This window comes from Bradyrhizobium sp. USDA 3256 (assembly GCF_054058275.1).
The window spans coordinates 5,132,361-5,158,392 of sequence record NZ_JBSSAE010000002.1 but is presented as its reverse complement, the minus strand read 5'-3'; the positions used below and the strand labels follow the sequence as shown (position 1 = coordinate 5,158,392).

The following is a 26,032-nucleotide window of genomic DNA, read 5'->3' as shown; positions in this document are numbered from 1 at the left end:
TGACTGTGACGGTCGTGTCGGTTATCTGGAAACCATGGACAACGCGCCTCTGATTCTGCTGGCGGCCGGTGGCACCGGCGGCCATCTGTTCCCGGCCGAAGCGCTCGCCGTGGAATTGATCAGGCGTGGCCTGCGCGTCCGGCTCGCCACAGACGGCCGCGCGCTGCGCTATTCCGGCCTGTTCGGCAGGGAGAGCATCGACCTCGTGCCGAGCGCGACCGTGCGCAGCCGCAACCCGATCTCGCTGGCGCGGACCGCGCTGATGCTTGGCTACGGCACGCTGGTCGCCGCCAATCTGGTGCGCCGGCTGAAGCCCGCGGCCGTGGTCGGCTTTGGCGGCTACCCGACCTTGCCGCCGCTGATGGCGGCGCGGCTGCTCGGCGTGCCCGGCATCATCCACGACGCCAATGCGGTGCTCGGCCGCGCCAACCGTTTCCTCTCCGGCCGCGTCAACGCGATCGCGACCTCGCTGCCCGGGGTGCTCGATCGCGATCCCGCGCTCGCGGGCAAGGCCACCACGGTCGGCACGCCGATGCGTCCGGCGATCCTCGCGGCCGCGGCGGTGAACTACACGCCACCCGAGGCGAACGGGCCGCTGCGCCTGCTCGTCGTCGGCGGCAGCCAAGGCGCGCGGGTAATGAGCGATATCGTGCCGCCGGCGATCGAGCAGCTCGCGCCCGCGCTGTGGAGCCGCCTGATCATCACCCAGCAGGTGCGCGAAGAGGACATGAATCGGGTGCGCGCGGTCTACGACCGGCTCGAGATCAACGCCGAGCTCGCGCCGTTCTTCGCCGACCTGCCGGCGCGCCTCGCCTCGAGCCAGCTCGTGATCTCGCGCTCCGGCGCCGGCACGGTCGCCGAGCTCGCCGCGATCGGCCGGCCCTCGATCCTGGTGCCGCTGCCGGGCGCAATCGATCAGGACCAGTTCGCCAATGCCGGCGTGCTGTCGCAGGCGAACGGCGCGCTGCGCATCGCGCAGAGCGACTTCACGTCCGAGCGGCTGGCCGCTGACATTTCGGCCTACGCCGCCGAGCCCGCGAAACTGACCGCGATGGCGGCGTCAGCGCGCGGCGTCGGCCGGCTCGATGCCGCCGAGCGGCTAGCCGATCTGGTGGCGAAAGTGGCAGGAATTTAGGCCGCTTTCGAAGAATTTTCGGCCATGGGACGCTATGGCCGGGCTTGTCCTGGCCATATCAGTCTTTCATAAGTCGGAGGATTGCCGGGTGAGCCCGGACACGATGAAGGTGTTAGCAACATGAGACTGCCGCGCGAGATCGGACCCATTCACTTCGTCGGGATCGGCGGCATCGGCATGAGCGGCATCGCCGAGGTGCTGATCAATCTCGGCTACACCGTGCAGGGTTCCGATGCTTCGGATAACTACAACCTGGACCGGCTGCGCAAGAAGGGCGCCAAGATCTCGGTCGGCCACACCGCCGAGAATGTCGACGGCGCCGATGTCGTCGTGGTCTCGACTGCGATCAAGCGCGACAATCCCGAACTGATGGCGGCCCGCGCGCGACGCATTCCGGTGGTGCGGCGCGCCGAGATGCTGGCGGAACTGATGCGGCTGAAGAGCTGCGTCGCGATCGCCGGCACCCATGGCAAGACCACCACGACCACGATGGTGGCGACCCTGCTCGATGCCGGCGGGCTCGACCCGACCGTGATCAATGGCGGCATCATCAACGCCTATGGCTCCAACGCGCGGCTCGGTGCCGGCGACTGGATGGTGGTCGAAGCCGACGAGAGCGACGGCACCTTCCTGAAGCTGCCGTCCGACGTCGTCATCGTCACCAATATCGACCCCGAGCATCTCGATCACTTCAAGACCTTCGAAGCGATCCAGGACGCGTTCCGCAATTTCGTCGAGAACGTCCCGTTCTACGGCTTTGCCGTGATGTGCACCGATCACCCCGTGGTGCAAACTCTCGTCGGCAAGATCGAAGACCGCCGCATTATCACCTACGGCCAGAACCCGCAGGCCGATGCGCAGCTCAAGGATCTGACGCCGATGGGCGGCGGCTCGAAATTCTCGGTCGCGATCCGCGATCGCAAGTCCGGCGCGGTCCATGAGATCGCCGATATCATGCTGCCGATGCCGGGGCGCCACAACGCATCGAATGCGACGGCGGCGATCGCGGTCGCGCACGAGCTCGGCGTGTCCGACGACGTCATCCGCCAGGCCATGTCCGGTTTCGGCGGCGTCAAGCGGCGCTTCACCAAGACCGGCGAGACCAACGGCATCACCGTGATCGACGATTACGGTCATCATCCGGTCGAGATCGCAGCCGTGCTGAAGGCGGCGCGGGAATCTGTCAACGGCAAGATCGTCGCCGTGGTGCAGCCGCATCGCTACACCCGCCTGCAATCGCTGTTCGAGGAATTCTGCACCTGCTTCAACGATGCCGATGCGGTCGTGGTCGCGGAGGTCTATCCGGCCGGCGAGGCGCCGATCGCCGGCATCGACCGCGACCATTTCGCCGCCGGCCTGCGCGCCCACGGCCATCGCAACGTTGTCCCGCTGCCGAACGCGGGCGAACTCGCAAAGATCGTGCACGGCCTCGCCAAGCCCGGTGACCTTGTCGTCTGCCTCGGCGCCGGCAACATCACGCAATGGGCCTACGCACTGCCTGCCGAATTGAAGGCGCTGGGGTGATCGTGACCTTCCCCGACATCACGCCCGATCTGAAAGCCGCGATGCCGGAGCTGCGCGGGCGGCTGCTGGCGAACCAGTCGCTGGCGGAGCTGACCTGGTTTCGCGTCGGCGGCCCGGCGCAGGTGCTGTTCACACCGGCAGATGAAGATGACCTCGCCTATTTCCTGAACCGCCTGCCGCAGGAATTGCCGGTCTATGTCGTCGGCGTCGGCTCCAATCTGATCGTGCGCGATGGCGGCATGCCCGGCGTCGTGATCCGGCTCGCGCCGCGCGCCTTCGGCGAGACCCGCGCGGTCGGCGATGTCGTCACCGCCGGCGCTGCGGCGCTCGACAAGCGCGTCGCCGAGACGGCTGCGGCGGCTGATATCGGCGGCATGGAATTCTTCTTCGGCATTCCCGGCACGGTCGGCGGCGCGCTGCGCATGAATGCCGGCGCCAACGGCGGCGAGACCAAAGACGTGCTGATCGAGGCCACCGGCATCGGCCGCGATGGAACGAAGCATACGTTCGGCAATGCCGACATGAAGTTCGTCTATCGCAACAGCGGCGTCGATCCGTCCATCGTCTTCACCTCGGCGCGCTTCCGCGGCACGATCACCGATGCTGAGGTGATCCGCGCCCGCATGAACGAGGTGCAGAGCCATCGCGAGACCGCGCAGCCCGATCCGCGAAAAGACCGGCGGCTCGACCTTCAAGAATCCACCTGGCAACAGCGCCTGGAAGCTGATCGACGCCGCCGGCTGCCGCGGCCTCAAGGTCGGCGGCGCGCAGGTGTCGGAGATGCACTGCAATTTCCTGATCAACACCGGCAACGCCACCGGGCACGACATCGAGACGCTCGGCGAGACGGTGCGCGAACGGGTCAAGCAAAGCAGCGGAATTGAGCTACACTGGGAAATCAAGCGGATCGGAAATTCATCGTAGTCGTCATTCCGGGGCGATGCGCAGCATCGAACCCGGAATCCAGAGGTCGTTAATCGAGATTCCCGGGTGCGCGATTGCGCACCTGGGTCTGGTCCTTCGGACCATCCCGGAATGACGGAAGTAGCGAAGACAGGCAAAGAAGATGCAGGTGACCATTCTGTTCGGCGGCACCAACAAGGAGCGGCTGGTCTCGGTGGCGAGCACGCAGGCGCTGTACCGCGCGCTGCCCGACGCGGATCTCTGGTTCTGGGACGTCGACGACACGGTGCACGCGGTGACGTCGGAAAAACTGCTTGGCCACACGCGGCCGTTCGAGGTCGACTTCAAGCCCGACGGTCGCGGCATCGCGCTCGAGCAGGCGCTCGACAAGGCGAGCGCCGAGCAGCGGGTGCTGGTGTTCGGTTTGCATGGCGGCCGCGCCGAGAATGGCGAATTGCAGGCGATGTGCGAGATGCGCGGCGTCGCGTTCACCGGCTCCGGCTCGGCATCGTCGCATCTGGCGTTCGATAAGCCGTCGGCAAAGCGCTTCGCCTCGATCGCAGGCCTCAACGCGCCGCAGGGCATCAATGTCGAACAGATCGATGACGCCTTCGCGAAACACGGCAGGCTGATCGCAAAACCGGCCAAGGACGGATCGAGCTACGGGCTGATCTTCGTCAACGCGAAGCAGGATCTCGTCGCGGTCCGCAATGCCGCGAAGCATGAAGAATATCTGATCGAGCCGTTCGTGTCGGGCGTGGAGGCGACCTGCGGCGTGCTCGAGCAGTCCGACGGCTCCGTGTTCGCGCTGCCGCCGATCGAGATCGTGCCGGGGGAGGGAACCTTCGACTACACAGCCAAATACCTTTTGAAGTCGACGCAGGAGATCTGTCCCGGCCGCTTCGCGCCCGAGGTCAGCGCCGCGATCATGGACCATGCGCTGCGGGCGCATCGTGCGTTGTCCTGCGCGGGCTACTCGCGCAGCGATTTCATCGTCTCGGCCAATGGCCCGGTCTATCTCGAGACCAACACCCTGCCGGGGCTCACCGCGGCATCACTGTACCCTAAGGCCTTGAAAGCACAGGGCATCGCCTTTGCCGACTTCCTCACCGGCCAGATCGAGCTGGCCCGCCGCCGCGTCCGAAGTTAATGCCCGGCCGGGCGGAACCCGCCCTGGTCGGCCGGATGGAACCCGGGCGCTGTTGCTAAAATGCTAACGAGTTCGCGGCAAAGTACTCACAGCGTTGATCAAAACACGCGCCAGGCCGAAGTCATTTACCGTTTGTTTACCAGGAAGCCCGAAGGTTAACGCTGGCGGCGCATGTAGCGCTTGGCTGCCGGGGCGTGAGCTGTCGCGGATTACCGCTTCGAGGATCGCAACCAGGGAACAGGGGCCACTCTAATCCCACCGGTCTAGCCGAGACGTGATTTGTGCCGGGACCCGCGGGGTTTGCGGGCGCAACATGTGACGAGCTCGTGCAATGGATGGTGCAGGACGCCTCACCCGATCGCTGCGATCGCTGGGGCCTCAAGCTGACCTGAGAGCAGCCGCTATTGGAGCGGCGGTGCTGCTGCGCGAGTATATTGGCGCCCATCTCGCGCGCCGCAGGCGGCGTCCCGCCAAGCGGCCGCAGGTGATCGATCGCGAGCCGCCGAACCGCTACATCCTGATGGTCGAACGCTATCTGCCGCGCCGCATCGGCCTGGTCGCGACGCTCGCGATCCTGTTCGGCAGCCTGGGCCTCGGCATCGTCAAGGGCGGCCATGTCGAGGAATTCACCACCGCGCTCAGCGACACCCGCAACGCGCTTGCCAACACCGCCGGCTTCCGCATCACCACCGTCGGCATCAACGGCCGCAAGCAGCTGAGCCAGGACGAGGTGCTCGCGATCGGCGGCGTCAATGGCCGCTCCTCGCTGCTGTTCCTCGACGCCGACACCGTGCGCGCCAAGCTGAAGGCCAATCCCTGGATCGCGGATGCAACGATCCTGAAGCTCTATCCGGGCCGGCTGCAGATCGACATCGTCGAGCGCACCGCCTTCGCGCTGTGGCAGCAGAACGGCCGCCTGTCGGTGATTGCCTCCGACGGCGCGGTGCTCGAGCCCTACGTCTCGCGCCGCTTCCTCAATCTGCCGCTGGTAGTCGGCAAGGGCGCCGACGTCAGGGCCCACGACTTCCTGGCGCTGCTCGACCGTTACCCGCAGGTGCGCTCGGTGACCAAGGCCGCGATCTTCGTCGGCGAGCGGCGCTGGAACCTGCGCCTCAAGGACGGTCTCGACGTCCGCCTGCCGGAGAACGACGTCGGCAACGCGCTCGCTGCGCTCTCCAGGCTCGACAAGGACGAGAAGCTGTTCTCGCGCGACATTGTCGCCGTCGACATGCGCCTGCCCGATCGGCTGATCGTGCAATTGTCCGAGGACGCCGGCAAGGCGCGCGACGAATTGTTCAAGGACAAGAAGTCCAAGAAGAAGGCCGGTGACTCAGCATGACCGGCCTCGATCGCAACCTGACCCCGAAGACCCGCCCGATGCAGAAGCGCACCGCGATGGTGGCTTCGCTCGATGTCGGCTCCAGCAAGATCGCCTGCATGATCGCGCGGCTGAGGCCGTCGCCGCCGAACGAGGCGCTGCGCGGACGCACCCATGCGGTCGAATTGATCGGCTACAGCCAGATCCAGTCGCGCGGCGTCAAGGCGGGCTCTGTCGTCGATCTCGCCGAATGCGAGAAGGCGGTACGCCATGCGGTGGCGCTGGCCGAGCGCATGGCCAAGGTCCGTGTCGAATCCGTCCTGCTGTCGGTCTCCGGCGGCCGGCAGCACGGCCAGCTGGTCGAAGCCGCGGCCGATATCCGCGGCGGCTCGGTCACCTCGGACGATATCAGCCGCGTCACGTCCGCCGGCATGCGCCACGCCGCAGGCGCGGGCCGCACCGTGCTGCACGCGCTGCCGGTCGGCTACGCGCTCGACGGCGTCAAGGGCATCCGCGATCCCAGAGGCATGGTGGCGCGCCAGTTCGGCGTCGACATGAACGTGGTGACGTCGGACGCGACTGTCGCCAAGAACCTGATGCTGGTGGTCGAGCGCTGCCATCTCAACGTCGAAGCCATGGCGTCGAGCCCCTATGTTGCGGGCCTCTCGGTGCTGACCGATGACGAGGCCGATCTCGGCGCTGCCGTCGTCGAGATGGGCGCGGGATCGACCACGATCGCGACATATTCCGGCGGACGTCTCGTGCACGCATCCGGATTTGCGCTGGGCGGGCAACACATCACGATGGACCTTGCGCGCGGCATCGGCGCGTGCATTGCGGATGCCGAGCGAATCAAGACTTTATACGGCACGGTGCTGACCGGCGGTTCGGACTCGCGCGAGCTGATGTCCGTTCCCACTGCAGGCGATGATCGGGAGACACCGCAAATCGTGTCCCGCGCCACGATTGCGAACATTGTCCGGCATCGCGCCGAGGAGATTTTCGAAATGGTCCGTGACCGGCTCGCGGATTCCCCCTTTGCGGCAGAGCCGAGGGCGCGCGTCGTGCTGAGCGGCGGCGCCTCGCAGCTCACCGGCACCGTCGAGCTTGCCACCCGCATCCTGAACCGTCAGGTCCGCATCGGCCGGCCGCTCGGCTTCGGCCGGCTGCCGAACGAGGCGAAGGGCGCCTCGTTCTCGGTGCCCACGGGCCTCCTGGTCTATCCGCAATACGCACATCTTGAACATGTCGAACCGCGGCGCACGCGGCAGCTCAGGACAGGGACAGACGGTTACTTCGGAAAGGTCGGACGATGGCTTCGCGAGGGCTTCTGATGACCGCACCCCGGCTCACAGCATTTTCACCAGCTCCGGCGGCCAGCGGCCGGGACGAACCAACGCGCGCATAATCGAGAGAGGCAACCATGGCACTCAATCTGACACCCCCTGACATCAGCGAGCTGAAACCGCGGATCACCGTCTTCGGCGTCGGCGGCGCGGGTGGTAATGCCGTCAATAACATGATCACCGCCGGGTTGCAGGGCGTCGACTTCGTCGTCGCCAACACCGACGCGCAGGCGCTGACCATGTCGAAGGCGCAGCGCATCGTGCAGATGGGCACCCAGGTCACCCAGGGCCTCGGCGCCGGTTCGCAGCCCGACGTCGGCGCTGCGGCCGCGCAGGAGGTCATGGACGAGCTGCGCGATCACCTCACCGGCGCCAACATGGTGTTCGTCACCGCCGGCATGGGTGGCGGCACCGGCACCGGTGCTGCACCCGTGATCGCCAAGGCCGCGCGCGAGATGGGAATCCTCACCGTCGGCGTGGTGACCAAGCCGTTCCACTTCGAAGGTCAGCGCCGCATGCGCACCGCCGAGCACGGCATCGCCGAGCTGCACAAGGTGGTCGACACGCTGCTGATCATTCCGAACCAGAACCTGTTCCGGGTCGCCAACGAGAAGACCACCTTCGCCGACGCCTTCGCGATGGCCGACCAGGTGCTCTACTCGGGCGTCGCCTGCATCACCGACCTGATGGTCAAGGAAGGTCTGATCAACCTCGACTTCGCCGACGTCCGCGCCGTGATGCGTGAAATGGGCAAGGCGATGATGGGCACCGGCGAAGCCACCGGCGAGAAGCGCGCGCTGACCGCCGCGGAAGCCGCGATCGCCAACCCGTTGATCGACGACAGCTCGATGAAGGGCGCCCGCGGCCTCTTGATCTCGATCACGGGCGGCAAGGACCTGACCCTGTTCGAGGTCGACGAAGCCGCCACCCGCATCCGCGAGGAGGTCGACGCCGACGCCAACATCATCGTCGGCGCCACCTTCGACGAATCGCTCGACGGCGTCATTCGCGTCTCGGTGGTCGCAACCGGTATCGAGCAGGCCGCGATCGCCTCCCGCGCCCAGGCTCCCGCCGCGCAGCAGTCGGGCGGTTCGCCGGAGAGCCGGCTGGCCGATCTGACCGCCCGCCTGCGTGCCGACAATCAGCGCATGGCCGAGCGTGCCCAGAAGCTGGAACCGCCGACCGGCGTGACGGTCGCCCCGATTGCAGCTCCCGCCGCTCCGCAGCAGCGTCCGGCTGTCGAGCGCGCCGCGCTCGCGGCGATCGCCGCCGCGGTTGCTCCCGACAGCGCGCCGGCTGCCCAGGCGCCGATGCAGCCGGCCTCCTACGGTGACGTCACCGTGCGGCCGATTGCCCAGAAGCCCTCGTTGTTCCCGGACCACGAGGCCGCCCGGGCCGAGCAGCATGAGCCGATGCCGCCCGAGACCTTCATCCCGCAGGCGGCGGAACGGTCGCCGGTCCGTGCTCCGCGGATGCCGAAGTTCGAGGATCTGCCGATGCCGGCGCAGGCCGAAATCCGCCAGGCCAGCGGTGACGGCGAGGTGGAGCACCCGCAGAAGACCCGCCTGTCGCTGCTGCAGCGGCTGGCCAATGTCGGCCTCGGCCGCCGCGACGAGGAGACCGAGCCGCCGATCGCGGCCCGTACCTCTGGTCCGGCCATGCCGACGATGCCGCCGCTGCCCGAGCGCAAGCCGGCCCGCAGCGTCGCCCAGCAGATCTCGGCGAACGAATCGCCGGTATCCGAATATGCAAAGCGCCCTGCGCCGCAGGGTCTGGACGCTCATGGCCGCCAGGCACCTGTTGCCCCGGCGCCACAGGGCGACGACCATCTTGATATCCCGGCCTTCCTGCGCCGGCAGGCAAACTGAAGTTTGTTACAACCTTGGCTACGAAGAAGGCCTCGGCGGGGAACCGCCGGGGCCTTTTCCTTGTCGCGCACAAGCGATTGCGCCGGATAAACAAGCAACTGATTTTAAATGATTAATTATTCTTTCGGTGGTCAGATGGCGCGTCGCCGAGGACCGTTTTCGCTGCCGTAATTTGGTTAACCTTGGGCGTGAATGCGGCGGAGATGGGGTAACAATCGGTAAAGAAGCGTGAGTTGGCGCGGTTTAGGGCTGTGACTATGGTCTGCCGTGACTTGGGGAGCTCAAGCGAGTCGGCCTTGGGGAAATTTGGCCACTTGAATTGAGTGAAGTCGGGTAGTGGGCATTATCGAATGAAGTTCAGCCGTCAAACAACGCTTCGGTCGCAAGCCACCGTGACTGGCGTAGGCGTTCATTCCGGTCTTCCTGTTAGTCTCACCCTGGGACCTGCACCTGTTGATGCGGGTTTTATTTTTGTCCGTACCGGTCTCGACGGTTCCGACCGCGAAGTCGTGGCCACCGCCGATGCGGTGATCGCGACCGAGTTCGCGACGGTGCTGGGTGACCGCGAAGGGCCGCTGGTTTCGACCGCCGAGCACGTGCTCGCGGCGCTGCGCGGCATGGGCGTCGACAACGCCACCATCGAAGTCGACGGCGCCGAAGTTCCGATCATGGACGGCAGCGCTGCGGCGTTCGTCGCGGCCATCGATCAGGCGGGCATTGTGACCCAGCCCGGCGTCCGTCGCTTCATCCAGGTTTTGAAGCCGGTGCAAGTCAAGATCGGCGAATCGGTTGGCGAACTGCGTCCGTTCGCCGGCGGGTTCCGCGCTGAAGTCGAGATCGATTTCACCAACCAGGTGATTGGCCGCCAGACCTTCTCCTTCGATCTGTCGCCGGAAGGTTTCCGCCGCGAGGTTGCGCGGGCCCGCACGTTCGGCTGCATGAGCGACGTGGCGCGGCTGTGGGGCGCAGGCTTCGCGCTCGGCGCGTCCTTCGACAACACCGTGGTGTTCGACGAGGCCCGTCTGCTCAACGCCGAGGGCCTGCGCTACGCCGACGAATGCGCCCGCCACAAGGTGCTCGACGTGATCGGCGATCTGGCGCTGGCCGGCCTGCCGCTGCTCGGCAGCTACCGGTCGGTACGGGGCGGCCACAAGCTCAACAACGCGGTGCTGAAGGCGCTGCTCACCGACCGCAGCGCCTGGCGGGTGGTCGAATCGGAGACGGCTCGGCGGCCGGCCCGTGGCCATGTCGAAGCCGGTGCAGGCACCGTGGGCGGTCTCGTCGCCCCGGCCTATGGCCCGGACGTGTCCTGATCGCCGCAGGCGTCCGGTCCAATTTCCGTAACAACCACAGCAGGCTGTGAGCTTCGTCGGGTCGCCTTATTCCCGGCGGAATGGCTCCGTATTCGGTTGGTCCACGGTCATTTTTCGGCTAAGCAGGCCTGCGGTTGCGAGTAACGGCAGTCAAGGCACTGGAAGTGTTGCATCCATGACCGCGGTTCATGGGTGGAGTGGGGTCGCCGTTAACCGCATCAAAGGCGTCAGGTTTTAAAATTCATGTCGGCAATGCGTATGGCGCTCGAATCACGCAATTCTTCTGACGTCTCCGGCCTGACCAAGGCCGCGCGCACGCTGCGTTTTGCGGCGGGCCTGATCGTGCTGGCCATGCCGCTCAGCGGCTGCGGCACCGGCGCGCTGTGGGACAAGTTCATGGCCAAGGACGACACGTTCGTCGATGAGCCCGCGGACAAGCTCTACAATGAGGGCTTGTACATGATGAACGAGAAGAAGGACCTGAAGGCCGCCTCGAAGAAGTTCGAGGAAGTCGACCGTCAGCATCCCTATTCCGACTGGGCGCGCAAGTCGCTCCTGATGTCGGCCTATTCGTTCTACCAGGCGGGCGACTACGACAGCTGCATCGGCTCTGCCACCCGCTACGTCACGCTGCATCCCGGCAGCCCGGATGCGTCCTACGCCCAGTACCTGATCGCGGCGTCGCATTTCGACCAGATCCCGGACATCTCGCGCGACCAGAGCCGCACCGAGAAGGCGATCGCGGCGCTCGAAGAGGTGGTGCGCAAATATCCGACCTCGGAATACGCCACCCAGGCCAAGTCCAAGATCCAGGCTGCGCGTGACCAGCTCGCCGGCAAGGAAATGGCGGTCGGGCGCTATTACATGGGCAAGCGCGACTTCACCGCCGCGATCAACCGTTTCAAGACCGTGGTCACGCAGTACCAGACCACGCGCCATGTCGAGGAAGCGCTGTACCGCCTCACCGAGGCCTACATGGCGATCGGCATCGCCGGCGAGGCGCAGACCGCGGCCGCGGTGCTCGGCCACAATTTTCCAGACAGCCGCTGGTACAAGGACGCATATAATCTAGTAAAGTCCGGCGGTCTCGAGCCGAGCGAGAATCAGGGTTCCTGGATCAGCAGGACCTTCAAGAAGATAGGTCTCGGCTAGGAATTGTCCTCGCATGCTGGCGCGTCTGTCGATCCGTGACATCGTCCTGATCGAACGGCTCGATATCGAATTTTCCCGTGGCCTCGCGGTGCTGACCGGCGAAACCGGCGCAGGCAAATCCATCCTGCTCGATGCCTTTGCGCTGGCGCTCGGCGGCCGCGGCGATGCCGGACTGGTGCGCCACGGCGCCGAACAAGGGCAGGTCACCGCCATGTTCGACGTCCCGAAGGGGCATCCGGCGGCCGGGATCCTGGCCGAGAACGGCCTCGACGACACCGGTGAGATGATCCTGCGCCGCGTGCAGCTCGCCGACGGCCGCACCCGCGCGTTCATCAACGATCAGGCGATCAGCGTGCAGACCCTGAAGGCGGTCGGCGCCGCGCTGGTCGAGATCCACGGCCAGCATGACGAGCGCGCGCTGGTCGACGCCTCCACCCATCGCCAGCTGCTCGACGCCTTCGCCGGCCACGAGAAGGACGTCGCGGCGCTCGAAGCGCTGTGGGATATCAGGCGGACCGCCAATGCTGATCTCGACGAGCATCGCGCCGGCATGGAGCGCGCCGCGCGCGAGGCCGACTATCTGCGCCATGCCTCGCAGGAATTGAAGACGCTGGCGCCGAAGGAAGGTGAGGAGACCGAGCTCGCGGGTCGCCGCACCACCATGATGCAGGGCGAGAAGATCGCAACCGATCTGCGCGAGGCGCAGGAGGCGATCGGCGGCTCGCATTCGCCGGTGGCGTCGCTGTCGGCCGCGGTACGGCGGCTGGAGCGGCGCGCCGCCAACGCGCCTGCGCTGATCGAGCCCGCGGTCAAGGCGATCGATATTGCGATCAACGCGCTGGAAGAAGCCGACCAGCACCTCAACGCCGCACTGGCGGCGACCGATTTCGATCCGGCCGAGTTGGAGCGCATCGAGGAGCGGCTGTTCGCGCTGCGCGCCGCCTCGCGTAAATATTCGACGCCGGTCGATCTGCTGGCCGCGCTGGCGGCGCAATATGCCGGCGACGTCGCGCTGATCGATGCCGGCGCCGACCAGCTGAAGAAGCTGGAAGCGGCCGCCGGTGAAGCCGACAAGCGCTATGCGGCGGCTGCCGCCAAGCTGTCGGCGGCGCGTACCAAGGCCGCCGAGAAGCTCAACAAGGCCGTCAACGCCGAGCTTGCGCCGCTCAAGCTCGAGCGCGCGAAATTCATGACCCAGGTCGAGAGCAACGCGGCCGCGCCGGGGCCGCAGGGCATCGACCGTGTCGAGTTCTGGGTGCAGACCAATCCGGGCACCAAGCCGGGGCCGATGATGAAGGTCGCCTCCGGCGGCGAACTGTCGCGCTTCCTGCTGGCGCTCAAGGTCGTGCTGGCCGATCGCGGCTCGGCGCCGACTTTGGTGTTCGACGAAATCGACACCGGCGTCGGCGGCGCGGTGGCCGATGCGATCGGCTCGCGGCTAGCGCGCCTCGCCGGCAAGGTGCAGGTGATGGCGGTGACGCACGCGCCGCAGGTCGCCGCCCGCGCCAGCCAGCATCTCCTGATCTCCAAGGACGCGCTCGACAAGGGCAAGCGGGTCGCCACCCGCGTCAACGCGCTTGCCGCCGACCACCGCCGCGAAGAGATCGCGCGCATGCTGGCCGGCGCCGAGATCACCGCGGAGGCGAGGGCGGCCGCGGAACGGCTGCTCCGGGCGGCGACAGCGTAATCTCTCCCCCTCGTCATTCCGGGGCGATGCGAAGCATCGAACCCGGAATCTCGAGATTCCGGGTTCATCGCTGCGCGATGCCCCGGAATGACCACCTCAGGTACAGATCGACTCGTACAAGTCATTCCACTGCGGATTGCTCGCTTCGATCAATTGCGTCTTCCAGGCTCGCTTCCACTTCTTGAGCTCCTTCTCGCGTGATATCGCGGAGATCGGGTCGTCGTAGATTTCGAACCAAACCGGCTGCGTGATGTTGTATTTGGACGTGAAGCTTGGGACGGCCTTCATTCGATGCTCGTAGACCCGCCGCACGAGATCGTTGGTGATCCCAACATAGATTGCTCCGTCTCGTCGACTTGCTAGAATGTACACGTAGTACGACATGAGCCCCATTTCCCACACAGTCATTCCGGGGCGATGCGAAGCATCGAACCCGGAATCTCGAGATTCCGGGTTCGGTCCTGACGGACCGCCCCGGAATGACGAAAAACTATAGCGCGCCCGTCGCATGGCTAAAGCAGCAAAAAAGAAAGAACTCTCCGACGTCGACAAGCTCACCAAGGCCCAGGCCAGGGTCGAGCTGACCCGGCTCGCGCTCGAGCTCGAAGGTCACGACAAGCGCTACTATCAGGACGACGCGCCGAGCGTCACCGATGCCGAATACGACGCGTTGCGGCAGCGTTACAATGCGATCGAGAAACGCTTCCCTGAATTCGTCACCGCGGAATCGCCGTCGCAGAAGGTCGGCGCCGCGCCGTCGGGGCGCTTCAGGAAGGTCCGGCATTCGCTGCCGATGCTGTCGCTCGACAACGCGTTCGCGGAAGCCGACGTGGTCGACTTCGTCGGGCGCATCACGCGCTTCCTCAAGTTGCCGGATGACAAGATCGATTTCTCGGCCGAACCGAAGATCGACGGGCTCTCGATGTCGCTGCGCTACGAGGGCGGCGAGCTCGTCACTGCGGCAACCCGCGGCGACGGCGCCGAGGGCGAAGACGTCACCGCCAACATCCGCACGCTCGAGGACGTGCCGCAGAAGCTGAAGGGCCGCAACGTGCCTGACGTCTGCGAGGTGCGCGGCGAGGTCTACATGACCAAGAAGGCGTTCCTCGCGCTCAACGAGCGGCAGAAGGCGGCCGGCGACACCATCTTCGCCAATCCGCGCAATTCGGCGGCCGGCTCGCTGCGGCAGAAGGATCCCGCAGTCACTGCCTCGCGGCCGCTCGGCTTCTTCGCCTATGCCTGGGGCGAGATGAGCGCGATGCCGGAGGATACCCAGACCGGCATGATCCACTGGTTCGAGCGGTGCGGCTTCAAGACCAATCCGCTGACCAAATTGTGTCACTCGGTCGAGGAGCTGATCGCGTTCCATCGCAAGATCGAGGAGCAGCGCGCCGAGCTCGACTACGACATCGATGGCGTCGTCTACAAGGTCGATCGCATCGACTGGCAGGAGCGGCTCGGCTTCGTGTCGCGCACGCCGCGCTGGGCGATCGCGCACAAATTCCCGGCCGAGCGCGCCATGACGGTGCTGCGCGACATCGAGATCCAGGTCGGGCGCACCGGCTCATTCACGCCGGTCGGCAAGCTCGAGCCGGTCGGTGTCGGCGGCGTGATCGTGCAGAACGTCACGCTGCACAATGAGGACTACATCAAGGGCATCGGCAACAAGGGCGAGGTGCTGCGCGAGGGGCGCGACATCAGGATCGGCGACACCGTGGTGATCCAGCGCGCCGGCGACGTGATCCCGCAGGTCGTCGACGTCGTGATCGACAAGCGGCCGAAGAACGCGAAGGAATTCCACTTCCCGAAGAAATGCCCGTGCCCGCTGCACACCGACGTGGTGCGCGAGGAGACCGCGGCCGGCGAGGAGGGCTCGCGCGCCCGCTGCACCGGCGAGTTCGCCTGTCCGTTCCAGAAGGTCGAGCACCTCATTCTGTTCGTGTCGCGCCGCGCCTTCGACATCGATGGTCTCGGCGTGAAGCAGTTGCAATATTTCTTCGACGAGGGATGGGTCAAGGAGCCGGCTGATATCTTCACGCTGCAAAAGCGCAACGCGAAGCTGAAGCTGGAGGATATCGAAGGCTACGGCGAGACCTCGGTGCGCAATCTGTTCGCCGCGATCGACAGCCGGCGCAAGATTGGCCTGGAGCGCTTCATCTACGCGCTCGGCATGCGTCATGTCGGCGAGACCACCGCGCTGGCGCTGGCGCGCGGCTATGGCTCCTGGGACGCGTTCCACGATGCCTGCCTCAAGGTCGCCAAGGGCGACGAGGAAGCGATGGCGGAGATGGATGCGCTCGACCAGATCGGCGACACCGTGATCAAGAGCATCGCGGATTATTTCGGCGAGAGCCACAATCGCGGCATCGTCGAGCGGCTGACCGGCGAGCTCGATGAGATCATCGACGCCGAGAAGCCGAAGAGCAATTCGGCGGTGGCCGGCAAGATCGTGGTGTTCACCGGATCGCTCGAAAAGATGACGCGCGACGAGGCCAAGGCGACGGCCGAACGGCTGGGCGCCAAGGCGGCCGGCTCGGTGTCGAAGAAGACCGACTATGTCGTCGCGGGGCCGGGCGCCGGCTCGAAGCTTGCCGAAGCGCAGAAGCACGGCGTCCAGGTGCTGACCGAGGACGAGTGGCTGAAGCTGATCGGGGAGTAGGGGTGCAACGCCGCCGCACTTTCGGCTGTCGTCCTCCGCGAAAGCGGGGGACCCAGTATTCCAGAGACAGTCATTGTTGAGCCGATAGGTCGCGGCGTACTGGATCCCCCGCATACGCGTGGGATGACGAGCTAGGGTGCGGCGCGCGCCTCACATCATCCCCTGCTCATCCTCCTCGGCCTGCGCGATCAGCTCCTCGCTCACCACCACCTGCCGCCGCGGTACGACAAAGATCATGGTGCAGGCGCAGGCGATCGAGATCGCGAAGATCGCCGCGGTCAGCGGCAGCGTCGTGGTGGAGTGGCCGCCGAGATAGGCGCCGAATTGCGAGATCAGCGAGCCGATGCCCTGCTGCAGGAACCCCATGGCGCCCGAGGCGGTGCCGGCGGCCTCGGGGCGGACGCTGATCGCGCCGGCGGCGGAATTGGCCATCACGAAGGCATTGGCGATCATCACGATCATCTGGGTGCCGAACAGCCAGATCGGGGCCTGGTTTACTCCGGTAAAACTCCAGACCAGGTTCAACAGGCTGCCGCCGACCTGCAGCGCGAGGCCGAACCAGATCAGTTTCTCCAGCGAGTGCCGCGGCGCGAAGCGCACGCACAAGAGATTGCCGACGAAGTAGCCGAACCCCGTCATCGCGAACCACGCGCCATACTCGGCACTGGTCCGGCCCATCTGGGTCACCACGATGTAGGGGCCGCCGCCGGCGAAGGCGAAGATGATCTGCGACGCCAGCACCTGGCACAGCAGATAGCCGACGAAGGCGCGGCTCGTCATCAGCTTGCCGAGGTCGCCGCGAAAGCTGGAGCTGTCGGCACGGTCGCGGCGGGTTTCCGGCAGCGCCAGTGCGATGAAGATCGTGACGGTCAGCGACGCCGCGGTGATGAGATAGAGGATCGCGCGCCAGCCGAATGTGGTCTCCAGCAGGCCGCCGGTCAGCGGGCTCACCATCTGCGCGATCATCAGCGCGGCGACGACGAGGCTGATCATGGCGCCGACCCGCTCGCGCGGATAGAGGTCGCGGATGATGGCGCGGCTGATCACCATGCCGCTGGCGCCGCCGAGCGCCTGGAAGAAGCGCGCCGCGATCAGTTGCGGGAGGGTCTCGGCGAACACCGAGCCGACGCCGGCCACGACCATCAGGCCGAGGCCCGCGAGCAGCACCGGCCGGCGGCCGAACTTGTCGGACAGCGGCCCCATGATCAGCTGTGAAAGCGCGATGCCGACCATGTAGAGCGACACGGTCATCTGCGCGATCGAGATGTCGCGGCCGAATGTGGTCGCCAGCACCGGTAGCGCCGGCACCAGCATGTAGAGCGAGATCGGCGCCACGCCCGTCATCACGACGAGCATCAGCAGCATGACCTTCGATGTCGCGATGTTGTCTTTAATGTTGTCTTGGGCCGCGCCGGGCGGCTTGCCCATCACGCCGTGCATTCAGGTCCGATCCAGCATTGTGGAAAGACTGTAGCGTGCCCGTCCGCGCGGAATACGGGTGTTTCGGCATACGCCCATGCGATTTCGGGAGACGCGGTGACGATGTTTCGTCTCGCGCAATAAACACACTGTCGTCAGCTGCGGATTCCGCTGTCGTCCTCCGCGAAAGCGGGGGACCCAGTATTCCAGAAGCAGGCGTGTTTGAATTGATAGGCCGCGGCGTACTGGATCCCCCGCTTTCGCATGCGCGGGGGATGACACCGAGCGTTGGGGGGACGACGTCGAGTGTGCGGATGCCTGGGCGCGCCGCTATTTCAGCGCCGCCGTCGCCTCGTCCAGCCACAGCTTGGTCGCGCTGTCGTCGAGATGCGGACGCACCACATGCGCGACGCGGGCGTGATAGTCGTTGAGCCAGGCCAGTTCGTCCGGACTCAGCATGCCGACCTCGATCAGGCGGCGATCGATCGGCGCCAGCGTCAGCGTCTCGAATGCATTGATCGGCTTCTCGGCGCCGGCAATGTCGGTGCCGATCACGAGCTCGAGGTTCTCGATCCTTATGCCGTAGGCGTCGGTCTTGTAGTAGCCGGGCTCGTTGGACAGGATCATGCCGCGCTTCAGCGGCGTGGTGCCGAGCTTGGAAATCCGCGCCGGCCCTTCATGGACGCTGAGATAGCTGCCGACGCCGTGGCCGGTGCCGTGCTCGAAATCGATCCCGGCCTGCCAGAGATATTGCCGCGCCAGCGTGTCGAGCTGCGCGCCGGTGGTGCCGTCCGGGAAGATCGCACGGGCGATCGCGATATGTCCGCGCAGCACGCGGATGAAGCGGTCGCGCATCTCGTCGGTCGGCTTGCCGATCGCGATGGTGCGGGTGACGTCGGTGGTGCCGTCCTCATATTGCGCGCCGGAATCGATCAGCAGGAGGTCGCCGGGCTCGATGCGGCGGTTGCTCTTGCGTGTCACGCGGTAGTGCACGATGGCGCCGTTCGGCCCGGTGCCGGCGATGGTCGGGAAGGAGACATCCTTCAGCGCGCCGGTCTGGCGGCGGAACGTCTCCAGCGCCTCGACGGTGTCGATCTCGGTGAGGCCGCCGGAGGGCGCCTCGCGGTCGATCCAGGCGAGGAAACGCACGAGCGCGACCGCGTCGCGCTGATGCGCCGTGCGCGTGCCCTCGATCTCGGTGATGTTCTTGACCGCTTTCAGCAGGCTCACGGGATCGCTGCCGCGCACCGGCTTGCCGCCGGCACCCGCGATCAGGCGGCTCAGGGCGTCGGCTGCGGTCGCGCTGTCGAGCGCGATCGAGGCGCCGCGCCTGGCGAGCTCGGTGAGTTTTGCCGCCAGCGCCGCGGGCTGCTCGACATCGGCGGATTGCTCGAGATGGTCGCGTGTCGAGTTGGACAGCTTGCGCTGATCGATGAACACCAGCGGCCGGCCTTCCTTCGGCACCAGCGCATAGGATAGCGGCAGCGGCGTATGCGAGACGTCGGCGCCGCGGATGTTGAAGGTCCAGGCCACCGCGTGGCTGTCGGACAGCACCAGCGCGTCGACGCCGAGCTTGTTGATCTCGAGCCGGATGCGCTTCAGCTTCTCGGCTTCGATCTCCCCGGAAAACTGCGCGCCGTGGATCGTAACCGGGCCGAGCGGCGGTGCCGGCCGCTCGTGCCAGATCGCATCGACCGGATTGCTGTCGACGGCGACCAGTTCCGCGCCGGCCTTGGTGCAGGCCGCTGCCAGCCGTTCGGCTGCCGCAGAAGTGTGCAGCCAGGGGTCAAATCCTAGGCGGTCGCCGGCCGCCAGATGCCGGGTCAGCCAGTGCTCCGGCGGCGGATCGACCAGCGGCTCGACCTGCCAGGCCTTGCGGTCGACCTGCTTGCCGGCCTGCAGCGTGTAGCGGCCGTCGACGAACAGGGCGGCCTCCTTGCTCAGCACGATCGCGAGCCCGGCCGATCCGGTGAAGCCGGTCAGCCAGGCGAGCCGCTCCTCGGAGGCCGCGACGTATTCATTCTGCTGCTCATCGGCGCGCGGAACCACGAATCCGGTCAGCTTGCGCCGCGCCAGCTCCTCGCGCAGCGCGCTCAAGCGGGCAGTCAGCGCCACGCCGCCTTCGGGCTCTTCGAACGTCTGGAAATGGGCTTCGAACATCGCCGTCGCACTCTCTTCGGATGGGGCCTGACCTTCGCGCGAGCGCGGTCAAGCATGACCATATTTTTGGCATAACTTATGCTTGAATATGGCATAGTGGAATTGGCCGGACGATGTCCACTGCACGTCAACGGTCAAGCGTACGGGGAGTGTCCAGGAGTGTCTCAACTCAACGGTGAGGAGATGCACGATGCCTGCATTCACGTTTGAGAAGATCTCGCCGCCGGTCCGCCGCGGCCCGATCGCGCCGGTCGAACAGAAGCAGCGCGGCGTCATCGTCCAGATGCTGGACCGCCTTGTCGAGGCGCGCGCCAAGCGCGCGGCCGGTCAGGACAAGGTCGAGACTAACCGTAGCGATTCGCCAGCGCCCGAATAAACAACCCGCGGATCGCGGCTACCGTTCCAGATCGGACGCCTTCGCCACGGTCACATTGACGAGCTTGCCGTTCTCGAGCTCGCGCACGATCCGCTCATCGGGACCGACGATGCCGAGATCGAATTCGCGCTCGGGCGTCACCAGCGTCATGCGTTGGCCGGCGATCACGACGACGGTCATGTCGAGCGTCTCGCCGGAGATCGCCCATTCCCTGAGCTCGCTGCGAAACGGCTCTTTGCGCCAAGCGTCGGGGAAGCCCGGATCGCATCTGACCTCAAGACCATCTTCCGACGTGGTCAGGACGAGCTTCGACCTTGAAGGCTTCCAGTGCTCCTCCAGCAGTTCGTTCGTCAGCCAGACGCAGCTGAACGAGCGGCATTCCGCCGGCCGGCCCGTATAGGTCCGGCAGCCGCGCCCCGGCTTGCAATGCGGGCACCACGTATTGGCGGGCTTTGCCAGTTCCTCGATCGCCATCACCTTGCAGCAGAGCGTGCAGTCGCCGCACTGTCTGCCGGTCGCGGTCACTTCACGAAACGCAGCAGCAGGCTGCTCCAGCCCTCGATCTTCAGATGCCGTAGCGGCACCAGCCCGCGGGCACGGTAGGCTGCGATGACCGCCGGCGCCTGGTGCGTCAGCAGGCCCGAGAGAATGACCTGCGCCGACGAGGCAAGGTGGCGCGCCATCGGGCCGGCCAGCTGCCGCAGCGGATTGGCGAGGATGTTGGCGAGCACCAGGTCGAACGGACCGTCTTCGGCAAAGCGCGGCGCCGCAAAACCGGTGGCGCGGATCACGTCCACCAGATCGCCTGCGCCGTTCAGCCGGGCATTCTCCTCGGCGACCCTGACCGACGGCGGGTCGATGTCGCTGGCCAGCACCTTGTCGTGCAGCGCCTTGGCGGCGGCGATCGCCAGCACGCCGGTCCCGGTGCCGAGATCCAGCACGCGGCGGGGCTGGTACGCCTTCAGCACGTGGTCGAGCAGCAGCAGGCAGCCGCGCGTGGTGCCGTGATGTCCGGTGCCGAAGGCCAGCGCCGCCTCGATCTCGATCCCGAGCTTGTTGGGGGGTATCCGGTGCCGGTCATGCTGGCCGTGGACGATAAAGCGGCCGGCCGCGACCGGGACAAGGTCCTCCAAGCTGGCCTTGACCCAATCCTTGGCCTCCACGGTATCAAAAACTAAAGTAGATGCGACATCCTGCCGCACCACCTGGTCAATCAGCTCGCGCAGTAAATTTTGGTCCGGCGGCTCGGCAAAATGGACGGTGACGTCCCAGCGGCCATCCGGCCGCTCGAAGGCCGCAAACGCCGCCTGATCCTCGAAAAACACCTCGGAAAGCGCGTCTACCACGCGCTTTGCGGTCGATTCGTCTGGAAGGGTGACGCTGGCGCGGTGTGTGGACGGGGTCATCGGAGGCGGGTAGCGCGGTTTTTGTTAAAATTTCAAGCCGGATTCAATCGAATATCGCGAGAATTGAGAGGTTCCCGGTTCAGACAACCTTAGATGTTGCAGTACTATTACGGTGGCGGAACTGGGAACACCCTTCGTTCCAAGGCATCACAACCAAGGGCAGGGCTGCAATGAAGGCTTTTATCGTTAAGTTTTTGCGGAATGAATCCGGCGCGACCGCCATCGAATACGGACTGATCGCGACCGGCATCGCCATCGCCATCATCGCTGCGGTGAATGGCGTCGGCACGGCACTGAGCGGGACCTTCAACTCGATCAGCGGCTCGCTGAAGTAATCTCTCGAACGGCGTTCTCAGGGAAGCACCGGGCGACATGTCGCCCGGTGTTTTCTTTTTGACCGGTTGTCCACAGAGCCACACGCAGCTTGTCGACAAGACGTCAACAGCGTTCTCCCGGGATTGTCAGCGTCTGTCGCACAGCCGGTCCGGTGGTGCCTCAGTTTGAAATATTGCGTCTTAAAGGTATCTGGATACTATCTGGAACGCTTCAGTAAACCTCTTGTTGACACCATCCTCTGGATTATCTCCAGTGGTGATCAGAGAGAGTGCCGTCAGGGCCGGTGACAGTCATGTCTCATTTCTTCCACGAAATCGCGACTCCGCGCGTGAGCTTCAATGAGGGCTTCAAAGCCTTTTTTGGCTTCGCTGTGCTGGCTATCGCCGCCGTGGGCTCAATCATAAGCTTCGTTAGCGAATCGCCACTACCTTTTTGGCTTGGCGTTCTATGCGGCATGATGGGCGGAGCTACTGGTTTTGTCGTGGCAAATTTTCTCGTGGGTCGTTCCAAGAGATGAGGACAGCGTCTTTGTTTTCATAGGCGTTGCCCTCATTCTGTATGTAGTTGTTTCCTACCTCTTAGATCTACTCCGAAAACCTCAGACTGCTGACCCAAACAAAGCGATCTTTGATCGCTGTTTCAACGCGGGCACGTTCGCTAGCTCTCTGATAGTTCTGATAGGCATTTTTGTGCCTGACACTCTCAAGGCGATTGGAAACTTGAAGCCGTTCCTCTTGTTCGCTGGAGTGGCGGGCGTCGCTTATAGCCTTAGAGCTCTGATGTTAGGGTAACGCGTTTCTTATAAGGACCGCGCAGGCTCGGCGCAGTCCGCTTGTCGATCAGGGTCACGGCATCTTCCATCTTCATGACGTGATCGACCAAACCCGACGCCATGGCCGGGGTAGCGCCAAGCGTCTTATGAACCCGGCAGAAGTTGTAGAAAAAGAAGTACAGCGCCAGCGCGTGGCAATGGTTCTCGAACTTCTTAGAGAACGCATTGGTCAGGCGAGTGAAGCGGCGCATGGACATGCGCATGGTCAAGTTCTGGCGTTCGGCAAATGACGTGTTGATGAGATTCGGATCAGGGTTGCCCATGATGGGGTTCTTGATCGCACCGATACACTTGGGCGGGCTGTAGCGGCCGGGACCGGCGTAGTCGGTCGCGAAAATCTTGTTCAGCATCGCATAGTCGGCATCAAAGCCAGCGTCCAAAACGGCCTTCAAATAGGCCTTGTGGCCGTCCGTGGTGAGTTGGACTCGGTTGGCGAGTCGCGCCTTCAAGTCGTGCATGAAGGCCGTCCCAGTGCGCGCACCACGGTCGCCGACATGCCAAGAAACGATCAGCTTGGAGTCGGCATCAATGGCGGTCCACGTCCAAACGTCGCCAGAGTCGGCCGGAGCAGCCTTGGCGAACTTGACGTTCTTGGCCTTCGCGTAGCTGAAGGACCAGATTTCATCGCACTGGACGGCCTTGGAAGGCACATTGCGCACGGTCGCATCATGGAAGGCTGCACAAGCCTCGCCAGCGTCCACCAGCATCTTTGTAACGGTGTTGATCGACACGCCGGTAACCCGGCTGATCGACCGCATGCTGCTGCCCTCGCACAGCATCGTCAGGATTTGGACGCGGGTTTGGAGCGGCAACTTGTTCATGCCCCGAGTATCTGAACTTTTATGCTTAGCGTCAAGCAATTTGTTCATAGGAAAAACCCCGCATTTTGAGGCGCGGATAAGATCATGAAAAAAAAGCGTAGACAATGTAGTTTCGGTTCCATATAAACTGACGCGCGGGTTGGTCGCTGGGGCTGAGAAAGGATTCCTATGACCACGGAAGACGAAGTTCGGAAGATGTTGGGCGGCGACCGCGAGGTCCGGCTTTACCGGGCCATTCGCCAAGCTTGGACCGACGTCCAGCAGGACCTTGCAAGATACCCGCATTGGCCCCGTACCCGCGCTGGGATGGTATTTGAGCGGCTCCGGATCAGGTTGCAGGAGCAATTCGCGACCGATACTGGCGTTCACTTTGTCTTTGCCGACGAGACCATGAAGATCGTGTTCGACGGCAAATTGGTCGCGCGCTGCAAGAAGGCCGACAATCAAGGTCTGGGCCACAACATCGCGACGGAAGCCAACGACCTCTTCTGCGCACAGGGCTCCCTTTTTGAGGAGCAGGGCAAGATCGAGGTCGTTTACGTTCTGAACACCTACGCCACTGATATTAGCAAGGTGCTGGTGCAGGCCCGCGACGGCAACATCAGGCTCTGGGCTTACGAGATCGACGACGCGGCTCTGGGCCATACGGCGCCGGTGCAGCCGCTGCCGCCGCGTCCTACGCCGCCTATTGCGTCCGATGCCGAGAATCTGGTTCAGCCGAGGGCTAAACCGATCAAGAAAGACGAAGCCGACAAGGGCGAGTAATGTCCGAATTCGTGAACAGTGGGCTGCTGCGCATTGCGCGGCAGCGTTTAGGATTCTCGCAGGGCGAGGCCGCCGAACGCCTTGGCGTGCCGCAGGTGGCGTTGTCGCGCTATGAGAATGCCGTGGCGGCGCCTCCGGATGAGTTCATTGCGCGCGCCTCGTCCATCTATGATTTGCCCATCGCCTTCTTCCGGCAGACCGACGCAGTTTTTGGGCCTCCGGTCAGCGTCCACCCCATGTGGCGCAAGAAGGCTGATGTCACGGTGCGTGACATCGACCGGATTATTGCCGAGATCAACATCCGCGTGCTGCACCTGCGGCGGCTTCTCAATGCAGTTGAGTATACGCCGCAGGCCAACATTCCCCGGCTTGATCCTGATGATTATGACGGCGACCTTGAGCGCATCGCGGCAATAGTCCGCTCCCATTGGCTTCTTCCGTCGGGGCCGGTCGAGAATCTGACTGCGGCTGTCGAACGCGCAGGAGCCGTTGTGATCCACTCCTCGATGGGCGGATCAGCCGTGAGCGGCGTCACCATCGCGGTGCCGGGCTTGTTGCCGATCATTGTCTTGAACCAGGATCAGACCGCTGATCGGCTGAGATTCACGCTTGCCCATGAGCTTGGGCATCTTGTCCTGCACAAGTTCCCCAGCCCGGATATGGAAACCGAGGCCAACAACTTCGCCAGCGCGCTATTGATGCCGAAGAACGAGATCACTATCGCGTTCCGTGGCCGCAAGATCGATATGGCGAGGCTTGCGGCGCTCAAGCCGGAATGGCGGGTGTCCATGCAGGCGCTGCTTTATCGCGCCCAGTCATTGGGGCTGGTCGAGAAGTCGCAGGCTTCTTGGCTTTGGCGTCGCTTTGCGATGGACCGCATCAAATTGCGCGAACCTGCATACTTGGACTTCGATGCTGAAAAGCCGGGAGTTGTCAGCCGGATGATCCGCCTTCACTTGGAGAACTTCGGTTACTCGCCCAGTGACTTGGCGAAGATTATCCACGCCAACGACAACATGCTGAACGAATATTACGACCTCAACTCGACGCCGACTTTGCAGGGGATGCGGCTCCGGGTGATCCGGTAGCCGTTATTTTTTCCAGCGGGATTTCGCGGCCTTCTTAGCGATCTCTGACCGCTTTGCGGCCGACATACCCTCAGCTCGCTTCTTGCCGCCCAAGCGCCCAAGCGCCACGGCGGCCGCGTTCTTGCCGTCCTCCGTGGTGATATCCTCGATCTCGCCGGTGGCGATCTTGCCGATCATGACGGCGGCGCCGATCACGTCGCCGGGGCGCTTTTCGCCTTTAGGACCTCTAGGCATCAAGGCGCTCCGACCAGAGTTCCAGTTTGCTCGATTCATCAAGGACACGAACGAAGTTCGCGTCATTTGCGCGGCCCAATCTGCGCGCCATGTGCTTAGCGGTTTCGATGCTCCCATCGCAGGGCGTCGGACCGGCGACTAGCGCACCTTCTCGGTAAACTTCAACAAAATGGGACAATGTTAGCCCTCGCCCTTTGCGTAAGTATGGGCATCAGGCTAATGCTTAGCGGCAAGCTTCGCAAGGACGCGAAGCAGAAGGGTTTTGGAATGAAGAGGTCCGAGCGCCCCTATCGTCTTCAGGTGGAGTTGTCGGAAGACGATAAGAAGGCCATCGAGGACTTCTGGTTCCGGGAACGACTTCCGACTAGAGCAGCTGCCGTCAGGGAATTGCTTCGGCGCGCAATCGCGCAGTACCGGGAAGAAATTTCAAACTGAGACACTACCGCCGGTCCACAGTGGCGTCCACCGGTTATCCCGTCTTAAGACAAGGCCGCTGTCCGCCGCAGGCCCACAGCTTCTCAACACGCCTGTCCACAGCTT

Annotated in this window: 22 protein-coding genes and 2 pseudogenes; 17 read left to right on the top strand and 7 right to left on the bottom strand. The window is 64.5% G+C overall.

Features of this window, described 5'->3' with window-relative positions; genetic code table 11:
* Positions 1–34: 34 nt before the first annotated feature.
* The 11 genes and pseudogenes from murG (at position 35) to recN (ending at position 13,396) form a co-directional block, all read left to right on the top strand.
* The gene (gene murG / locus ACVWY5_RS26365) at positions 35–1,135 is read left to right on the top strand and encodes an undecaprenyldiphospho-muramoylpentapeptide beta-N-acetylglucosaminyltransferase (protein ID WP_028332548.1); all 1,101 of its coding nucleotides are present in this window, start codon (positions 35–37) and stop codon (positions 1,133–1,135) included.
* 120 nt (positions 1,136–1,255) lie between these two features.
* Entirely contained in the window at positions 1,256–2,659 is a 1,404-nt protein-coding gene (gene murC, locus ACVWY5_RS26360) for a UDP-N-acetylmuramate--L-alanine ligase (protein WP_028332547.1), read from the top strand.
* A gap of 2 nt (positions 2,660–2,661) precedes the next feature.
* Positions 2,662–3,583, top strand: a pseudogene (gene murB / locus ACVWY5_RS26355) (UDP-N-acetylmuramate dehydrogenase).
* Between the two features lie 142 nt (positions 3,584–3,725).
* On the top strand, positions 3,726–4,712 hold the full coding sequence (locus tag ACVWY5_RS26350) for a D-alanine--D-alanine ligase (protein ID WP_028332545.1): 987 nt from the start codon (positions 3,726–3,728) through the stop codon (positions 4,710–4,712).
* A 98-nt stretch (positions 4,713–4,810) separates the two neighbouring features.
* Positions 4,811–5,104 (top strand): annotated as a pseudogene (locus ACVWY5_RS26345) (D-alanine--D-alanine ligase); the annotation flags it as partial.
* Positions 5,044–6,051, top strand: coding sequence for an FtsQ-type POTRA domain-containing protein (locus ACVWY5_RS26340; RefSeq protein WP_028332544.1), 1,008 nt, complete (start codon positions 5,044–5,046; stop codon positions 6,049–6,051). The pseudogene ACVWY5_RS26345 and the gene ACVWY5_RS26340, both read left to right, overlap by 61 nt.
* On the top strand, positions 6,048–7,364 hold the full coding sequence (gene ftsA, locus ACVWY5_RS26335) for a cell division protein FtsA (RefSeq protein ID WP_028332543.1): 1,317 nt from the start codon (positions 6,048–6,050) through the stop codon (positions 7,362–7,364). Before ACVWY5_RS26340 ends, ftsA begins: the two co-directional genes overlap by 4 nt.
* 89 nt (positions 7,365–7,453) lie before the next feature.
* Positions 7,454–9,244 (top strand): cell division protein FtsZ, encoded by a 1,791-nt coding sequence (gene ftsZ / locus ACVWY5_RS26330; RefSeq protein ID WP_028332542.1) that lies wholly within the window; start codon positions 7,454–7,456, stop codon positions 9,242–9,244.
* Between the two features lie 350 nt (positions 9,245–9,594).
* Positions 9,595–10,557, top strand: coding sequence for a UDP-3-O-acyl-N-acetylglucosamine deacetylase (gene lpxC / locus ACVWY5_RS26325; RefSeq protein WP_028332541.1), 963 nt, complete (start codon positions 9,595–9,597; stop codon positions 10,555–10,557).
* A gap of 243 nt (positions 10,558–10,800) precedes the next feature.
* A complete protein-coding gene (locus ACVWY5_RS26320; protein WP_028332540.1) occupies positions 10,801–11,709 on the top strand; it encodes an outer membrane protein assembly factor BamD in 909 nt (302 codons plus the stop codon).
* Positions 11,710–11,722: 13 nt separating this feature from the next.
* Positions 11,723–13,396 (top strand): DNA repair protein RecN, encoded by a 1,674-nt coding sequence (gene recN, locus ACVWY5_RS26315; protein WP_028332539.1) that lies wholly within the window; start codon positions 11,723–11,725, stop codon positions 13,394–13,396.
* A 96-nt stretch (positions 13,397–13,492) separates the two neighbouring features.
* Here recN and ACVWY5_RS26310 read toward each other — a convergent pair whose 3' ends face one another.
* A complete protein-coding gene (locus tag ACVWY5_RS26310; protein WP_028332538.1) occupies positions 13,493–13,780 on the bottom strand; it encodes a GIY-YIG nuclease family protein in 288 nt (95 codons plus the stop codon).
* Between the two features lie 124 nt (positions 13,781–13,904).
* On the opposite strand from ACVWY5_RS26310, the gene ligA reads away from it, so the two are divergent.
* The gene (gene ligA / locus ACVWY5_RS26305; RefSeq protein ID WP_028332537.1) at positions 13,905–16,055 is read left to right on the top strand and encodes an NAD-dependent DNA ligase LigA; all 2,151 of its coding nucleotides are present in this window, start codon (positions 13,905–13,907) and stop codon (positions 16,053–16,055) included.
* A gap of 150 nt (positions 16,056–16,205) precedes the next feature.
* Here ligA and ACVWY5_RS26300 read toward each other — a convergent pair whose 3' ends face one another.
* Both ACVWY5_RS26300 and ACVWY5_RS26295 read right to left on the bottom strand, forming a co-directional pair.
* Positions 16,206–17,495 (bottom strand): multidrug effflux MFS transporter, encoded by a 1,290-nt coding sequence (locus tag ACVWY5_RS26300; RefSeq protein ID WP_028332536.1) that lies wholly within the window; start codon positions 17,493–17,495, stop codon positions 16,206–16,208.
* A 309-nt stretch (positions 17,496–17,804) separates the two neighbouring features.
* Positions 17,805–19,634 carry an aminopeptidase P family protein gene (locus tag ACVWY5_RS26295; protein WP_028332535.1) on the bottom strand — a complete coding sequence of 610 codons (1,830 nt, stop codon included), beginning with the start codon at positions 19,632–19,634 and terminating at the stop codon, positions 17,805–17,807.
* A 190-nt stretch (positions 19,635–19,824) separates the two neighbouring features.
* On the opposite strand from ACVWY5_RS26295, the gene ACVWY5_RS26290 reads away from it, so the two are divergent.
* Positions 19,825–20,010 (top strand): hypothetical protein, encoded by a 186-nt coding sequence (locus ACVWY5_RS26290; RefSeq protein WP_028332534.1) that lies wholly within the window; start codon positions 19,825–19,827, stop codon positions 20,008–20,010.
* Between the two features lie 18 nt (positions 20,011–20,028).
* Here ACVWY5_RS26290 and ACVWY5_RS26285 read toward each other — a convergent pair whose 3' ends face one another.
* Both ACVWY5_RS26285 and ACVWY5_RS26280 read right to left on the bottom strand, forming a co-directional pair.
* Positions 20,029–20,535, bottom strand: a complete 507-nt coding sequence (locus ACVWY5_RS26285) for a hypothetical protein (RefSeq protein WP_028332533.1) — start codon at positions 20,533–20,535, stop codon at positions 20,029–20,031.
* Positions 20,532–21,416, bottom strand: a complete 885-nt coding sequence (locus ACVWY5_RS26280; protein WP_028332532.1) for a 50S ribosomal protein L11 methyltransferase — start codon at positions 21,414–21,416, stop codon at positions 20,532–20,534. The genes ACVWY5_RS26285 and ACVWY5_RS26280 overlap by 4 nt, the downstream gene beginning before the upstream one ends.
* A 170-nt stretch (positions 21,417–21,586) precedes the next feature.
* Between ACVWY5_RS26280 and ACVWY5_RS26275 the strand changes: the two genes are divergently transcribed.
* Both ACVWY5_RS26275 and ACVWY5_RS26270 read left to right on the top strand, forming a co-directional pair.
* A complete protein-coding gene (locus ACVWY5_RS26275) occupies positions 21,587–21,751 on the top strand; it encodes a Flp family type IVb pilin (protein ID WP_016841571.1) in 165 nt (54 codons plus the stop codon).
* 293 nt (positions 21,752–22,044) lie between these two features.
* Positions 22,045–22,269: a hypothetical protein gene (locus ACVWY5_RS26270; protein ID WP_028352034.1), complete on the top strand. Its 225-nt coding sequence runs from the start codon at positions 22,045–22,047 to the stop codon at positions 22,267–22,269.
* Between the two features lie 251 nt (positions 22,270–22,520).
* Here the strand turns inward: ACVWY5_RS26270 and ACVWY5_RS26265 are convergent, their stop codons facing one another.
* Complete coding sequence (locus ACVWY5_RS26265; RefSeq protein ID WP_028332531.1) at positions 22,521–23,405, bottom strand: transposase; 885 nt, start codon at positions 23,403–23,405, stop codon at positions 22,521–22,523.
* A gap of 168 nt (positions 23,406–23,573) precedes the next feature.
* Between ACVWY5_RS26265 and ACVWY5_RS26260 the strand changes: the two genes are divergently transcribed.
* Both ACVWY5_RS26260 and ACVWY5_RS26255 read left to right on the top strand, forming a co-directional pair.
* Positions 23,574–24,170, top strand: coding sequence for a hypothetical protein (locus ACVWY5_RS26260; protein ID WP_321176608.1), 597 nt, complete (start codon positions 23,574–23,576; stop codon positions 24,168–24,170).
* Positions 24,170–25,258 (top strand): XRE family transcriptional regulator, encoded by a 1,089-nt coding sequence (locus ACVWY5_RS26255; protein ID WP_028332530.1) that lies wholly within the window; start codon positions 24,170–24,172, stop codon positions 25,256–25,258. Before ACVWY5_RS26260 ends, ACVWY5_RS26255 begins: the two co-directional genes overlap by 1 nt.
* Positions 25,259–25,261: 3 nt before the next feature.
* On the opposite strand, the gene ACVWY5_RS26250 is transcribed toward ACVWY5_RS26255, so the two are convergent.
* Complete coding sequence (locus tag ACVWY5_RS26250) at positions 25,262–25,435, bottom strand: RNA-binding protein (protein WP_321176609.1); 174 nt, start codon at positions 25,433–25,435, stop codon at positions 25,262–25,264.
* Positions 25,436–26,032: the final 597 nt, after the last annotated feature.

Coding starts and splice junctions, on each gene's coding strand:
- murG (WP_028332548.1), top strand. CDS start 35: ATGGACAACGCGCCTCTGATTCTGCTGGCGGCCGGTGGCACCGGCGGC.
- murC (WP_028332547.1), top strand. CDS start 1,256: ATGAGACTGCCGCGCGAGATCGGACCCATTCACTTCGTCGGGATCGGC.
- ACVWY5_RS26350 (WP_028332545.1), top strand. CDS start 3,726: ATGCAGGTGACCATTCTGTTCGGCGGCACCAACAAGGAGCGGCTGGTC.
- ACVWY5_RS26340 (WP_028332544.1), top strand. CDS start 5,044: ATGGATGGTGCAGGACGCCTCACCCGATCGCTGCGATCGCTGGGGCCT.
- ftsA (WP_028332543.1), top strand. CDS start 6,048: ATGACCGGCCTCGATCGCAACCTGACCCCGAAGACCCGCCCGATGCAG.
- ftsZ (WP_028332542.1), top strand. CDS start 7,454: ATGGCACTCAATCTGACACCCCCTGACATCAGCGAGCTGAAACCGCGG.
- lpxC (WP_028332541.1), top strand. CDS start 9,595: ATGAAGTTCAGCCGTCAAACAACGCTTCGGTCGCAAGCCACCGTGACT.
- ACVWY5_RS26320 (WP_028332540.1), top strand. CDS start 10,801: ATGTCGGCAATGCGTATGGCGCTCGAATCACGCAATTCTTCTGACGTC.
- recN (WP_028332539.1), top strand. CDS start 11,723: ATGCTGGCGCGTCTGTCGATCCGTGACATCGTCCTGATCGAACGGCTC.
- ACVWY5_RS26310 (WP_028332538.1), bottom strand. CDS start 13,780: ATGTCGTACTACGTGTACATTCTAGCAAGTCGACGAGACGGAGCAATC.
- ligA (WP_028332537.1), top strand. CDS start 13,905: ATGGCTAAAGCAGCAAAAAAGAAAGAACTCTCCGACGTCGACAAGCTC.
- ACVWY5_RS26300 (WP_028332536.1), bottom strand. CDS start 17,495: ATGCACGGCGTGATGGGCAAGCCGCCCGGCGCGGCCCAAGACAACATT.
- ACVWY5_RS26295 (WP_028332535.1), bottom strand. CDS start 19,634: ATGTTCGAAGCCCATTTCCAGACGTTCGAAGAGCCCGAAGGCGGCGTG.
- ACVWY5_RS26290 (WP_028332534.1), top strand. CDS start 19,825: ATGCCTGCATTCACGTTTGAGAAGATCTCGCCGCCGGTCCGCCGCGGC.
- ACVWY5_RS26280 (WP_028332532.1), bottom strand. CDS start 21,416: ATGACCCCGTCCACACACCGCGCCAGCGTCACCCTTCCAGACGAATCG.
- ACVWY5_RS26275 (WP_016841571.1), top strand. CDS start 21,587: ATGAAGGCTTTTATCGTTAAGTTTTTGCGGAATGAATCCGGCGCGACC.
- ACVWY5_RS26270 (WP_028352034.1), top strand. CDS start 22,045: ATGTCTCATTTCTTCCACGAAATCGCGACTCCGCGCGTGAGCTTCAAT.
- ACVWY5_RS26265 (WP_028332531.1), bottom strand. CDS start 23,405: ATGAACAAGTTGCCGCTCCAAACCCGCGTCCAAATCCTGACGATGCTG.
- ACVWY5_RS26260 (WP_321176608.1), top strand. CDS start 23,574: ATGACCACGGAAGACGAAGTTCGGAAGATGTTGGGCGGCGACCGCGAG.
- ACVWY5_RS26255 (WP_028332530.1), top strand. CDS start 24,170: ATGTCCGAATTCGTGAACAGTGGGCTGCTGCGCATTGCGCGGCAGCGT.
- ACVWY5_RS26250 (WP_321176609.1), bottom strand. CDS start 25,435: ATGATCGGCAAGATCGCCACCGGCGAGATCGAGGATATCACCACGGAG.